The sequence below is a fragment of the Gordonia asplenii genome (genome assembly GCF_012933505.1).
Lineage (GTDB): Bacteria > Actinomycetota > Actinomycetes > Mycobacteriales > Mycobacteriaceae > Gordonia > Gordonia asplenii.
In genome coordinates, this window is record NZ_JABBNB010000019.1 from 21,153 (window position 1) to 34,375 (window position 13,223).

10 protein-coding genes are annotated in these 13,223 nt (G+C 66.0%); 6 read left to right on the forward strand and 4 right to left on the reverse strand.

From position 1 onward, the window contains the following. Positions 1-23 precede the first annotated feature (23 nt). Entirely contained in the window at positions 24-1,139 is a 1,116-nt protein-coding gene (locus HH308_RS17510) for an alpha/beta hydrolase (RefSeq protein ID WP_170195521.1), read from the reverse strand. A 177-nt stretch (positions 1,140-1,316) separates the two neighbouring features. Between HH308_RS17510 and HH308_RS17515 the strand changes: the two genes are divergently transcribed. Beyond that, on the forward strand, positions 1,317-2,312 hold the full coding sequence (locus HH308_RS17515; RefSeq protein ID WP_170195522.1) for a zinc-binding metallopeptidase family protein: 996 nt from the start codon (positions 1,317-1,319) through the stop codon (positions 2,310-2,312). A gap of 133 nt (positions 2,313-2,445) precedes the next feature. Here HH308_RS17515 and HH308_RS17520 read toward each other — a convergent pair whose 3' ends face one another. Next, positions 2,446-3,720, reverse strand: a complete 1,275-nt coding sequence (locus HH308_RS17520) for an FAD-dependent monooxygenase (RefSeq protein ID WP_170195523.1) — start codon at positions 3,718-3,720, stop codon at positions 2,446-2,448. Between the two features lie 163 nt (positions 3,721-3,883). On the opposite strand from HH308_RS17520, the gene HH308_RS17525 reads away from it, so the two are divergent. The 4 genes from HH308_RS17525 to HH308_RS17540 are packed head-to-tail and all read left to right on the forward strand — an operon-like array spanning position 3,884 to position 6,925. After that, positions 3,884-4,285, forward strand: a complete 402-nt coding sequence (locus HH308_RS17525; protein WP_170195524.1) for a TOBE domain-containing protein — start codon at positions 3,884-3,886, stop codon at positions 4,283-4,285. After that, positions 4,282-5,055 carry a molybdate ABC transporter substrate-binding protein gene (gene modA, locus HH308_RS17530; RefSeq protein ID WP_170195525.1) on the forward strand — a complete coding sequence of 258 codons (774 nt, stop codon included), beginning with the start codon at positions 4,282-4,284 and terminating at the stop codon, positions 5,053-5,055. The genes HH308_RS17525 and modA overlap by 4 nt, the downstream gene beginning before the upstream one ends. Next, positions 5,052-5,864 carry an ABC transporter permease gene (locus HH308_RS17535; protein ID WP_246284680.1) on the forward strand — a complete coding sequence of 271 codons (813 nt, stop codon included), beginning with the start codon at positions 5,052-5,054 and terminating at the stop codon, positions 5,862-5,864. The genes modA and HH308_RS17535 overlap by 4 nt, the downstream gene beginning before the upstream one ends. 29 nt (positions 5,865-5,893) lie before the next feature. Further along, on the forward strand, positions 5,894-6,925 hold the full coding sequence (locus HH308_RS17540) for a sulfate/molybdate ABC transporter ATP-binding protein (protein WP_312870672.1): 1,032 nt from the start codon (positions 5,894-5,896) through the stop codon (positions 6,923-6,925). Between the two features lie 1,380 nt (positions 6,926-8,305). On the opposite strand, the gene HH308_RS17545 is transcribed toward HH308_RS17540, so the two are convergent. After that, positions 8,306-8,659 carry a VOC family protein gene (locus HH308_RS17545; protein WP_170195527.1) on the reverse strand — a complete coding sequence of 118 codons (354 nt, stop codon included), beginning with the start codon at positions 8,657-8,659 and terminating at the stop codon, positions 8,306-8,308. 110 nt (positions 8,660-8,769) lie between these two features. Between HH308_RS17545 and fadD5 the strand changes: the two genes are divergently transcribed. Next, on the forward strand, positions 8,770-10,365 hold the full coding sequence (gene fadD5, locus HH308_RS17550; protein ID WP_170195528.1) for a fatty-acid--CoA ligase FadD5: 1,596 nt from the start codon (positions 8,770-8,772) through the stop codon (positions 10,363-10,365). On the opposite strand, the gene HH308_RS17555 is transcribed toward fadD5, so the two are convergent. Next, positions 10,354-13,143, reverse strand: coding sequence for an aminotransferase class I/II-fold pyridoxal phosphate-dependent enzyme (locus tag HH308_RS17555; protein ID WP_170195596.1), 2,790 nt, complete (start codon positions 13,141-13,143; stop codon positions 10,354-10,356). The genes fadD5 and HH308_RS17555 overlap by 12 nt on opposite strands. Positions 13,144-13,223 lie beyond the last annotated feature (80 nt).

Consider the following 13,223-nt stretch of genomic DNA (forward strand, 5'->3'; position numbering starts at 1 on the left):
CCGAGGGCGCCGGTGCGCGTCGCTCAGTGCGTGGCCTCGGCGTCGGCGTCGGGTTCGACATGATCCCGGGACAGTTCGTGCAGCGCCCGGAACACCCGTTTCGACGACTCGGCCCACGGCATCAAGATGGGGAAGACGTGGAACATCCCGTACTCCTCCATGGCGTAGACCTGCACGCCTGCCTTCTCCAGGTGTTCGACGAACTCCCGGATGCTGTCGCGAAACATCTCGTCGGCGCCCCAACAGACGAAGGTAGGTGGAAACCATTCGGGATCGGGGTCGGAATATGCGGCCGACACTCGGGCGTCGACGGGGGAGACCCCCTGCAGGTACGGCGTGACGGGAACGCTCCACGGCAGGATGTCATGCGGAGCGTTGTCGAGCACCGACGGCTGGTCGAGAGCCAGATCCACCTCGGGGGAGAACAGTGCCAGCGCGGCAGGCGCGGGCATCGACCGCGAACGCAGCAGCGAGATCAGCGACGTCGCCAGGCCGCCGCCGCCCGAATCACCCGCGACGACGAGGTGGGCAGGATCGACGCCACGGTCGAGCAGTCCCCGGTAGACATCGGCGGCGTCGAAAACGGCTGCGGGAAAGGGGAATTCCGGCGCCATCCGGTAGTCGGCGATGAACACCTCGTGTCCGGTGATCTTGACCAGTGACGCCGCGAACGCCGAGTACATGATCGGCGACGTGCCGATGTAGCCTCCGCCGTGCAGGTACAGCATCGTCGCGTTGATGGCGGCCTTGTCGCAGTCGGCGTCGACGTGGCGGTCCGAACTCGCCTTCGCGCGGCACCAGATGCCCGGCACGCCCCCGACGACGTCGTCGGTGATCTCGACGTCGTCGGCGACGCCGATGAACGGTGGCATCACGACCCGGCAGATCTCGTCGAGGATCTTCTCCATCGACCGGAACTCCTCGATCGGCAGACCCATCGCATAGCCCATGAACGAGCGCACCACCTGCCGGGTCACCGACTGCCCGACGTTGTCGAGCAGGCCCGCCGGTCCGTTCCACGGTTGGCGAAACGGAATCGTCGCCAAGCCGTTGAGCAGCGACTGTCCCAGACCGATCACGGTGAGCGCCGTCACCGGCGTCGAGGCCGTCTTCACTTCGGGTCGATCTGCCATAACCATGCTGGCCAGGGTAGTGCTCGACGCCGCGCCCGGCCATGACCCCAGTCACCGGACCAACCGCTCACGGCTCGATCGACCTGCGCCGGAGCGACTTTCGTAGCTGGGGTGTGTCCCACGCCGACCCGCCCGGCGAGCGCTCCGCTGGCGAAACGGCGCGAATTCATTATGGTGTAGAGCGTGCGTGACTTCCGATGCAAGTCCTGTGGTCAGCGTTTGTCCTTCGAGAACAGTTTGTGCCTGCACTGCGAGAGTCCGTTGGGGTTCTCTCTCGCCGAGCGCAACATTCTGGTGCTCGACGACGACGCGCGGGCCGTCGTCGACGATGTCAGCGTCGGGCGGTGTGCGAATTTCACTGTGGCCCAATGTAACTGGCTCACCGACGACGACGCGCCCGACGGACTGTGCGAATCCTGTCGGCTGACGCGTACTCGTCCGTCCGACGACGACACCGACGCTCTGGCAGCGTACGGCGAAGCCGAAACGGCCAAGCGGCGTTTGGTCTTCGAGCTCACCGAACTCGGCTTGCCGATCGTGTCGCGGCTATCCGAACCAGAGTCCGGTCTCGCGTTCGACTTGTTGTCGAGCAGGTTGGAGCCGGTGGTGACGGGACACGCGGACGGCGTGATCACCCTCGATCTCGCCGAGGGCGACGACGTGCACCGCGAGCAGATGCGCGTCGAACTCGCCGAGCCGTACCGTACGGTGCTCGGTCATTTCCGGCACGAGATCGGCCACTACTATCAGTCGGTGCTGATCGACGATGAACGGCGCAAAGGGTTTACCGAGCTGTTCGGTGATCCCGACGCCGACTATCAGGCCGCGCTGGACAAGCACTACAGCCAGGGTGCGCCGGAGGGGTGGTGGGACGAATACGTGTCGTCGTACGCGACGATGCATCCCGCCGAGGACTTCGCCGAGACATTCGCCCACTACCTGCACATCCGCGACACCCTCGACACCGCTGCCGCATTCGCGTTCGCGCCCGCCGGGTCGACGCTCGACAGCGACCTGTCCGGCGACATCGGATTCGATCAGATCATCGAATGGTGGCTGCCGTTGACCTGGTCGCTGAACCAGATCAACCGCTCGATGGGCCTACCGGATCTATACCCCTTCATCCTCGCCGGCCCGGTGTTGGAGAAGATCAGATACGTGCACTCGTTGGTGGGATGACCCGCCGGTCCCAGCCGAGGTGCGCGGCTCCCGTCCGCTGGCTAGCGAGGCGAAGCCCATCCCGCTGGTTGAGCGAGGCGAAGCCGAGTCGAAACCCCCGGTGCCGCAATCGATTTCGACTCACCGCGCTCACTCAGTCCGCAGACCTCGGGACGCTCGTTACTTCGACTCGCGCCGGCTCAATCAGCGGATTGGGACCGCCGTCGGTGACGCCCACGTAATCGGGCAGTTCGACGCCGTTGATGGCACGGTCGATCAGCTCGGCGAACCACTCGCCGGTGAAGTCTGGAACGGGCTCCGCGGCAGTGCCCCCGACGTCGCGACTGCGCGCGTTCAACCGCCCGATCTCCTGGTTGGCCTCGACGAATGGCCGCATCTTCTCTTCGTAGCGACCGAACGCGACGGCTGGGTTCCAGTCGGCGGCGGCCAGTTCACCGGCGAGCACGTAGGCGCCCACCAGCGCGAGTCCGGTGCCCTGCCCCGACATCGGCGACGAACAGAACGCCGCATCCCCGAGCAACGCCACCCGCCCGCTCGACCACCGATCCATCACCACCTGGGCGACCTGGTCAAGGAAGAAGTCCGATGAGTCGTCCAGGTGAGCGAGAATCTCCGGCGTCCGCCAGCCGAGCCCCGCGACGCGCTCGCGAACGAGCGCCTTCTGCGCTTCGACGTCGCGATAGTCGACGTCGAACTCGGGTGAGGCGAAGCAGAACATCGCCATCGCCCGCGTCGCATCCTGGATGGGCCGCACCAGCGCTGCGCGTCCCGTCTCATGATCCTGATATTCGAGCAGCCAGCGGTCGAGTCCGAATTCATTGGGCACGCTGTAGAAGGCCAGTACGTGGCCGAGGTGATGGAGGAACTCCTCGTGCGGCCCGAAGACCATGGCCCGCAGTGCCGAGTGCAGCCCGTCGGTCCCCACGACGAGCTCGAAGCGCCGCCGGTCACCGCCCGCGAACACGACGTCGACGCCGTCGGTGTCCTGGGCGAGTTCGACGATGCGGTCCCCGAACAGATACTCGACGTCGTTCGACGTCGCGTCGTAGAGCACCTGCGAGAGATCCCCGCGCAGAATCTCGATATCCGCGATGAAGCCGTCGCCACCGTCGTCCTCAGCGCTGAAGGTCTCCAGAATCTGCCCCTCGGCGTCGACCGAGTACGCCCCCGCGGTGTCGGTGGTCGCCGCGCGCACCGCCGCGTCGAGGCCCATCCGCTCGATGACGGTCTTGGTGATGCCGCGTGCGTCGACCGCCTGCCCGCCTGGCCGAAGGTCGGGCGCTCGCTCGACGACGGTCACCTCGGCTCCCCAGCGGTGCAGCCAGTGAGCCAGCGCCGGTCCAGCGATGCTCGCGCCCGCTACCAGTACCCGGGGTCGGTTCGCCCGCTGATCGGGGTCGTTGCTCATGCCGCCGCCTTTCGATGTTCGCTGCTGGAAAGATTCCAGCAGTATCGACCTCAACGCATCCGGAAACTCATCGGTGCGTCCACCAATTGCCGGACTTCACCGTAGACGCGACACTATCGGCCCAATACGAGCGCATCTGCGGCCGATGAGGAATGATCTACCCGTGACTGCAATCAAGGTGCGCGATGCGGCGCGTCTGCTCGGCGTCAGCGACGACACCGTCCGCCGCTGGGTGTCCGCCGGATTACTGACCACGACATCCGATGAAGGCGTCGCGACGGTCGACGGCCGCCGACTCGCGGAGCTGGCGCGTGAACGTGCCACCGCACCACCCGACGACGACGGCATCCTCCGATCGGCCCGCAACCGATTCACCGGATTGGTCACCGACGTCGTCGTCGACGGCGTGATGGCGCAGGTCCGCATGCAGTGCGGGCCGTTCGAGGTGACGTCGTTGATGAGTGCCGAAGCGGCGCAAGAACTCTCGCTCGAACCCGGCTCCGTTGCCACCGCGGTCGTGAAAGCCACCACCGTCATCGTCGAAACGAAACGAGAAGACTCATGAAGAAGTTGTTCGCCGTCGGATCAGCGGCCGCACTCGTGCTCCTGGCCGGTTGCTCGTCGAACGACACGGGCACCAGCGCGTCGTCGGCCTCGGCGAGCGCCGCCTCGACGACGCTCAACGTCTCTGCCGCGGCGTCACTGAAGAAGACGTTCACGACGATCGCGGGCGACTTCGAGAAGGCTCATCCCGGTGTGAAGGTCTCGCTGTCGTTCGCCGGGTCGTCGACGCTGGTCAACCAGATCAAGCAGGGGTCACCCGCCGACGTATTCGCCAGCGCCGACGAGAAGAATATGACCAAGCTCGGCGACAAGGCGCTCGATCCCAAGATCTTCGCCACCAACACCCTGGTCATCGTGACGGCGCCGGGCAATCCCAAGGGGATCCACACCATCGCCGACCTCAACAAGGCCGGAGTGACGACAGTCGTGTGCCAGGTGGCTCAACCCTGCGGCGCGGCGACCGCGACGGTCGAGAAGAACACCGGCATCACCATCAACGCAAAGTCTCAAGAGGAGTCGGTGACCGCCGTGCTCACCAAGGTCACCTCGGGGCAGGCCGACGCCGGGCTGGTGTACGTGACCGACGCCAAGGGCGCCGGGGACAAGGTCGCGACCGTCGTCGATCCGGCATTCGCCGCCGTGGTCAACAAGTATCCGATCGCGGTGGTGCGCGGCGCGGCTAACGAGGGTGTCGGCAAGGAGTTCGTCGACGCTGTGCTCAGCGCGTCCGGTCAGCAGGTTTTGCAGGCCGCCGGCTTCGGGAAGCCTTGATAGGCAACAGAACTCGCTCGTCGGTCGGTCTCCCGACGTGGCTGTACCTGCCCGCGGCGGCCGGAGTGGCCCTGATCGTCGTCCCACCGATCGGGCTGCTTCTGCATACGCCCTGGCAGTCGTTCCTCACCCAGGTTCTCTCGGAGTCGTCGCGTCAGGCACTGCTGCTGTCGTTGCGGACGGCGGCGGTGTCGACACTGCTGTGCGTGATCCTGGGGGTACCGATGGCCGTCGTCTTCGCCCGCCACGACGGTCCGCTCATACGCGTGCTCCGTGCTTTGGTGCTCTTGCCGCTGGTATTGCCGCCGGTCGTCGGCGGCATCGCCCTGCTCTACACGTTCGGACGGTTGGGCCTGATCGGATCCCCGCTCCGTGCCGCTGGGATCGACATCGCCTTCACCTCGACGGCGGTCGTCCTCGCGCAAACCTTTGTGGCACTCCCGTTTCTGGTCATCAGCGTCGAGGGCGCGCTGCGCATTGCGGGGACTCGCTACGAGGAGGTCGCCGCGACCCTGGGCGCCAGTCCCACGCGGACCCTGTGGCGAGTGACGATGCCGCTGATCGTGCCGTCATTGCTGGCCGGTCTGGTGTTGGCGTTCGCGCGGGCGCTCGGTGAGTTCGGCGCGACGATCACGTTCGCCGGCAATGCGCCGGGTATCACGCAGACAGCTCCGCTGGCGATCTACACCGCCGAGATCGACGATCCGCAAGCGGCGATACCGCTGGCGTTGGTGCTCGTCGTCGTGTCGCTGATCGTCGTGGTTGCGGTGCATGTTCGACGCCGCGACGCCGGCCAGGGCGCGCTGTGACCCCGACCGCGCCGAACCTGGTTGTGCGCGTGGATAATCGGCGTCCCAAGCTGACGGTTGAGCACGGCTTTCCCGGCGGCGGGACGACCGCCGTCGTCGGACCGAACGGCGCGGGAAAGACTACTCTGCTGCGGGTGATCGCCGGGCTGGCGCACGCTGATTCGGCAGTGATCACCGCGGGCGACCAATCGCTGGACGGGGCGTCGGCGCGTGTCCCGGCCCATCGTCGCGGCGTCGCACTGCTGGGACAGGACGCTCGTCTGTTTCCGCACCTGAGCGTCGCCGACAACGTGGCCTTCGCGCCGCGCGCCCAGCGGCTGAATCGGACCGAGGTGAAGATGCGGGTGACGCAGTGGCTGGCCGCCTGTGAGGCGGCCGACCTCGCCGAGCGTAAGCCCGCGCAGCTGTCGGGTGGGCAGGCCCAGCGCGTGGCCATCGCGCGGGCTCTCGCGGCACAGCCCCGAATCCTGTTGCTGGACGAGCCTTTTCGAGCACTCGACGTCGACGTGGCGGGCCGATTGCGCGCGCTGCTGCGCGATCTGCTCGCCAGCCGGGAGCAGACCACGATCTTCGTGACGCATGACGTCGTGGACGTCGTCACCCTGGCCGACGACGCGGTGGTCATCGACGACGGGCGCATCGTCGACGCCGGGCCCACGGCCGACGTACTGGGGCGCCCGGCGAATGCGTTCACCGCCAGCCTCGCCGGCCTGAACCTGGTGTCCGGGAAGTGGGACGGCAGCGCGGTCGTAGCCGCCGAGGGCAAGCTGAGCGGGTTCCTCGCGGAACCGGTGCGCGTAACCGATCACGCTACCGCGGTGTTCGGGCCGGACGCCGTCGTCGTGACGACGTCGCCGCCGACGGATTCGAGTATTCGCAACGTCGTCCCCGCACGAGTCACCCAGGTGGTGCCGCGCGGCGACCGATTCCTGGTGCGAGGTGCGACGTCGTTGGGTGAGCTCGGAGCCGAACTGACCCGAGAATCACTGTCCGACTTACGAATCGCAGTCGGATCCGACGTGTACTTCGCGGTGAAGGCCACGTCTGTCCGGGTGTATTGAGGTTTGCCGGCGACGGGTCGCGCCGAGCGAGCTTCGTAGTCGAGGCAGCCACCTCCGGCTCGTCGGGTGGCGTGGTGAGGGATGCGACGGCTACCTTCGCTCGTCGGCTGCGGTGGTGAGGGACGAGACGGCAACCCCCGGCTCGTCGAGTGCTGTGGTGAGGGACGCGCCGGTTACCCCCGCTCATCGAGTGCCGGAGCGAGGAACGAGCTTCGGTGTATCGAGATGTCTGTCGGCCGATGTCGAATGCTGCTGCGGTTTAATGGGATTGGGTTGGGTTGCCGACGTTGTCTCGCCGGGCCCCTCGTTACACCGAAGCTCGCGAGCTCGCTGCGGCACTCGGGGAGCAGGTGGGTGCGTGTGGCGGGGTGTCTACCCGCTCGTCGGGTGCTGGAGCGACGGATGCGCCGGCTACCCCCCGCTCGTCGGCTGCCGTCGTGACGAACGCGCCGGTTACCCCCGCTCGTCGAGTGCCGGAGCGAGGAACGAGCTTCGGTGTATCGAGATGTCTGTCGGCCGAAGTCGAATGCTGCTGCGGTTCAATGGGATTGGGTTGGGTTGCCGACGTTGTCTCGCCAGGCCCCTCGTTACACCGACGCTCGCGAGCTCGCTGCGGCACTCGGGGAGCGGGTGAGGTGCGGTTCGCGGGGTGTCTACCCGCTCGTCGGGTGCTGGAGCGACGGATGCGCCGGCTACCTCCGGCTCGTCGGCTGCTGTGGTGAGGAGCGCGACGGCTACCCCGCTCGTCGGCTGCCGTGGTGAGGAACGCGCCGGTTACCCCCGCTCATCGAGTGCCGGAGCAAGGAACGAGCTTCGGTGTATCGAGATGTCTGACGGCCAAAGTCGAATGCCGCTGAGGTTCAATGGGATTGGGTTGGGTTGCCGACGTTGTCTCGCCAGGCCCCTCGTTACACCGAAGCTCGCGAGCTCGCTGCGGCACTCGGGGAGCGGGTGGGGTGCGGTTCGCGGGGTGTCTGCCCCGGCTCGTCGGCTGCTGTGGTGAGGGATGCGACGGTTACCCCCGCTCGTCGAGTGCCGGAGCGAGGAACGAGCTTCGGTGTATCGAGATGTCTGTCGGCCGAAGTCGAATGCTGCTGCGGTTCAATGGGATTGGGTTGGGTTGCCGACGTTGTCTCGCCGGGCCCCTCGTTACACCGACGCTCGCGAGCTCGCTGCGGCACTCGGGGAGCGGGTGGGGTGCGTGTCGCTTCGCGGTCACTCAGCGCGACGCCTACACCGACGCTCGCGAACTCGCTGCGGCACTCGGGGAGCGGGTGGGGTGCGTGTCGCTTCGCGGTCACTCAGCGCGACGCCTACACCGACGCTCGCGAACTCGCTGCGGCACCCGGGAGCGGCGTGTCCGTCGGGGAGCCACCCGTCTCAGCGGTTCAGTGGGCTGTAGAACACCAGCCCGTTGCCCTTGTTGTCGTAGACCACGGCACGGCGCTCGTGTGCGTCGTCGTAGGGGCCCTGGACGATGCCGCCTCCGCTTTCCTCGACAGCTTTCGCCGCGGCGTCGACGTCGGCGGTCTTGATGCCGACGACGACCTGCCCGTGAATCGGATGGTCGATCTTGGTGGCCAGCGCGAGCGTGATGGGCCCGCCGTCGAGCGCCGCGAAATGTGCTCCGTCGCGGAACTTGAGGTCCATTCCGAGTGTGCCGCTGTAGAACTCGATCGACTCGTCGATGTTGTCGGTGGACAGGATGATCATCTTGACTTCGTGATCGCTCATTGGGAAACTCCTAGGTCGGCTCCGTTCACGGTAGCCCAAACCCGTTGCACCACCGAAGTGTTGGTTGAATCAGGCGACCATCCTCGCAGAGCCGTCCTAGGGTAGGTCGCATGACTGGCATCGACGATGATCCGTCGACCGAACCACTGCGGTCGCGGCGAAACCACTGGAACAACCAGATTCGGCGGCACGCATTCATGCGCCCCGACCTTCCCGCGTTGCGGTATCTCGGACGCACCACGACCTGGCGGGAACTCGATCGCCGATCGACGGCCTTCGCCGCCGCATTGCATCGCCGCGGCGTGGGCTTCGGTGATCGGGTGCTGATGGCGCTGCTGAACCGGCCGGAATACGTGGAGGCCGTGCTCGGCGCCAACCTGCTCGGCGCCATCGCGGTACCGGTGAACATCCGCATGAGTCCCAACGAAGTCGCCTACCTCGTCAGCGACAGCGGAGCGAAGGTCGTCGTCACGGAGAAGCTGCTCGCTCCGTTGGTCGATGCGGTTGCGGCATCCACGGGTTCGCTCGACACGCTCATCGTCGTCGACGCCGGAGACGAGGCTTCCGACCATCTCGATTACGAGACGCTGCTGACCGAGCCGGGCGGCGACCGTCCCGACGTCGATGTGCCCGAGGAGACTGTCGCGGTCATCATGTTCACCTCGGGCACGACCGGAAAACCCAAGGGCGCCATGCTGACTCACACCAATCTGCAGGCCCAGGCATTGACCACGATCAGCGCGTCGCGCGCACAGCCGGATTCGGTGTCGTCGGTGGTTCCACCGATCTTTCACATCGCCGGGTTGGCGGCGTTCGCACCGACGTTCTATCTCGGCGTGCCCGCGGTGATCCACCCGCTGGGCGCCTTCGATCCCGACGTGATGCTTGACACCCTGGAGAGCGAGGGCACGACGTCGGTGTTCATGGTGCCGGCGCAGTGGCAGGCGGTCTGTGCGGCTCAACGTGCGCGACCGCGGACCCTGAAGTTGCAGACGATCAGCTGGGGCGCGGCACCGGCGTCGGACTCGGTGCTCTCGGCGATGAATGAGAACTTCCCCGCGGCCGCGAACATGACGGCCTTCGGTCAGACCGAGATGTCGCCGGTGACATGCATGCTGGAAGGTAAAGACGCGCAACGCAAGATGGGATCGATCGGCAAAGTGGTGCCGGCGGTCACCGCGCGGATCGTCGACCCGCTGATGAACGACGTCAAGCAGGGTGAGATCGGCGAAATCGTCTACCGCGGACCGAATCTGATGAAGGGCTACTGGAACAAACCGCAGGAGACGGCCGAGGCGTTTCGGGGCGGCTGGTTCCATTCCGGCGACCTGGTGCGCGAGGACGACGAAGGATTCCTGTTCGTCGTCGACCGCGCGAAAGACATGATCATCTCCGGTGGCGAGAACATCTACAGCGCGGAAGTGGAGAACGTGCTGTTCGGCCACCCCTCGATCCGCGAGGCCGCCATCATCGGGCGCGCCGACGCCAAGTGGGGTGAGGTTCCGGTCGCCGTCATCGTGCTCGACGGTGCGGACGACCTGACTCTCGACGATCTCAAGCCGTATCTCGACGAGAATCTGGCTCGGTTCAAGCAACCGAAGGACCTCGTCATCGTCGACGAACTTCCGCGCAACGCGGGCGGCAAGGTGGTCAAGCCGACCTTGCGCGCCGCGTACGGAAGCAAAGACGCGGGACTATCCGACTGACCCCTCGACCAGCATGTCGATGGCCTTGCGGGTGTAGACGCGGTAGCCGTACTCGGGCCGGTAGCCATGGATCTCCGGAGTGTCGAGGTCGGCGATGAACCGCAGTATCTCGGCACTGAACACCTGCCCGGGCACCAGGACCGGGAACCCGGGCGGATAGGGCGTCACGAATGTCGCCGAGACGACGTCGGTGCCCGCGTCGAGGTACTCGTGGATCTGTTCGGCGTCGAGGTATTCGCAGTTCGCGTCGTCGTAGGACAGGTAGAACGCCGGTCGGACATCGCCCTCCGGCGTCGACTCCGCGAGGCCGGCGTCGGCATCGTCTCCGACGTGGACGACGTCGACGACGTCGACGACGTCACGGAAGGCCGGGTGGAATCCGCTGAAGTTCGGCATGTCCAGTGCGTCGGCGGTCAACCGGGCGACTCGCCGCTCGAAGTGGCCGCGTTCGCCGAGGGCCATGTCGGCGACGTGTTCGTCGAGTTCGCGGGTGATCTTGACCATCACTTCGACGAGGAACGCCACCGACGACCGCGTGGTGCCGATGTTCGTCATGAACAGCACCGTGTTGCGGGAGGTCTTGTTGATCTGCACCCCGTAGCGGTCCATCAGCTGGTCGCGCTTGAAGGTGTCACCGTCGTAGCCGGTGCGCCCGATCGACAAGGTGATCCGCGACGGGTCGAGGACGAACTCATCCTGCTCCCATGCGGCCATCATGTTCTGTAGACCCGATCGCAGTGGCTGACCGATGTGTGACGGCCGGTAGGTCTCGGGAATCAGATCCGACGTCTTCAGGCAGGACAGGTAGCGGCTGAGCAACGGATGGTTGTCGATCGCGTCGCGCAGCTGCATCGCATTCTCGATCTGCCGCTGGACCAATTCGACGCCCTCCAGCGCGACTTGGCGCCGACCCAGATCCAGCGACGCGAGGATCTGATAGTTGGGTGAGGTCGAGGTGTGTGCCATGTACGCCTCGTGGAACGCCTCGGACACCTTCTGGTCGAAGTCCTGGTCGTAGACGTGGATCATCGACCCCTGTCGCAACGACGTCAACGTCTTGTGCGTCGACTGCGTGGCGTACACACGCACCCGTGCCTTCGCCGGATCCGGGGTGAGCCGACGTTCGAGCAGCTCGTCGTCGGTCGGCGGGTGCGCGGCGTCGGCGGCCAGCCGCGTCTCGTGGGCGGCGATGTAGGCGGGCTCGGAGAGCTTGCGGCGCAACGTGTCTGCGTTGTACATCGCGGTGCGGGTGCGGTACACGGGATGGAATCGGGCGAAGGCGAACCATGCTTCGTCCCATAGGAACACCAGGTCGGGTTTGAGTGCGAGGCACTCCTCCATGACGCGCGCGACGTCGTAGACGATGCCGTCGAAGGTGCAGTTGGTCAGCGAGATCATCTTGACCCGGTCGAGTTTGCCCGCGCGACGCAGGGCGAGGAGCTTCGACTTGATCTCCCGCAGCGGCACCGCACCGTACATCGAGTAACCGGGCAGCGGGTAGGCCTCGAGATAGACGACTTTCGCGCCGGACATCATCATGCCGTAGTGATGCGACTGGTGGCAGTTGCGATCGAGCAGCACGATGTCGCCGGGCGCGACGAGTGACTGGGTGACGATCTTGTTGGCGGTCGACGTCCCGTTGGTGACGAAGTAGGTGTTGCGGCTGCCGTAGGCTTCGGCGGCCAGCTGCTGGGCCTCGCGCAGCGGGCCGGTCGGCTCGAGCAGCGAGTCGAGTCCGCCGCACGTAGCCGACGTCTCGGCCATGAAGACGTTGAGCCCGTAGAAGCTGACCATGTCTTTGACCCAATGCGAATTGACGATCGACTTGCCCTGCGAGATCGGCAGCGCGTGGAAGACTCCGGTCGGGCGGTGGCTGTACTCCTTGAGTGCGCTGAAGAACGGGGTGCGGTAGCGGGCCGCAACCCCCTGCAGGATGCTCAAATGCAGTTCCAATACGCCCTCGCGGGCGTGGAACACACGGCGGAACTGTTCGCCGAGCCGTCCGGCGATGTCTTCGACCTCGATCTCGGTCATCAGGTACAGGTCGAGTTCGGGACGCAGTTCGGTGAGTGAAGCCGCCAGGATCTCGGCGCGCTCGTCGGGGAAGAGGTGGTCGGCGAGGTTCTGCGACAGCGACGTGTCGAGGAATTCGGTGAGCGACGACAGGTCCCGCGGCGACGCATGGGAGAACCGGCGTCGAATCACCACCGCCTGCAGGTTGACGTTGAGGCGGGTGGCGACGAGAGCTTCGTCGCCGCTGCCGACGACGACGAGTTCGTAGCGGAACTCGTCGTCGGGCCGCCGCCACGAGCGAACTTCCCGACGCAGCGCCTGTTCCTGTTCGTCGGACATCGCTTCGACGACGAGCACTTCGAAATACGGTTGGTCGTGCCGCGAAACAGGTTGCTGCTCAAGGTCTCTGGGGTCGGTGGGGAAGAGTTCGGTGTCGTCGGCGCCGGCCCGCTTCTGGCTGCCGGAGCGATAGGACTCGTTGGTCAACGCGCGGTTGATCCGCGTGACGAGGTCACCGAATTCGTCATAGGATCCGTCGGTGAACAGTCGCTGCACGCGCGCGAAACGCGTGTTGCCCGGGTAGGCCCAGTAGGGTTCGAGCGGTGTGAGTTCGGCCAGGATGTCGCGGCAGATGCCGACGTAGCGGTCGCGCCGCTCGCCGACGGTGTCCTGCCGGTTGAGTCGGTCCGCGGCCTCGTCCAGGCGACACCACGCATCGCCCCGAAGTTGCCAGACACTGTTGTACGCGTGCGCTTCGTCGGCCATCGCCGCACCTTTCACCGGGGGTGTTGGCGCCATGGTGGCAGTCGAGAGTGGACAGACACGCGACGCGCAAACGAATTCGG

Excerpts from the sequence above, each read along its gene's own strand:
- HH308_RS17555 (WP_170195596.1), bottom strand. The coding sequence starts at position 13,143 with ATGGCCGACGAAGCGCACGCGTACAACAGTGTCTGGCAACTTCGGGGC.
- HH308_RS17520 (WP_170195523.1), bottom strand. The coding sequence starts at position 3,720 with ATGAGCAACGACCCCGATCAGCGGGCGAACCGACCCCGGGTACTGGTA.
- fadD5 (WP_170195528.1), top strand. The coding sequence starts at position 8,770 with ATGACTGGCATCGACGATGATCCGTCGACCGAACCACTGCGGTCGCGG.
- modA (WP_170195525.1), top strand. The coding sequence starts at position 4,282 with ATGAAGAAGTTGTTCGCCGTCGGATCAGCGGCCGCACTCGTGCTCCTG.
- HH308_RS17510 (WP_170195521.1), bottom strand. The coding sequence starts at position 1,139 with ATGGTTATGGCAGATCGACCCGAAGTGAAGACGGCCTCGACGCCGGTG.
- HH308_RS17545 (WP_170195527.1), bottom strand. The coding sequence starts at position 8,659 with ATGAGCGATCACGAAGTCAAGATGATCATCCTGTCCACCGACAACATC.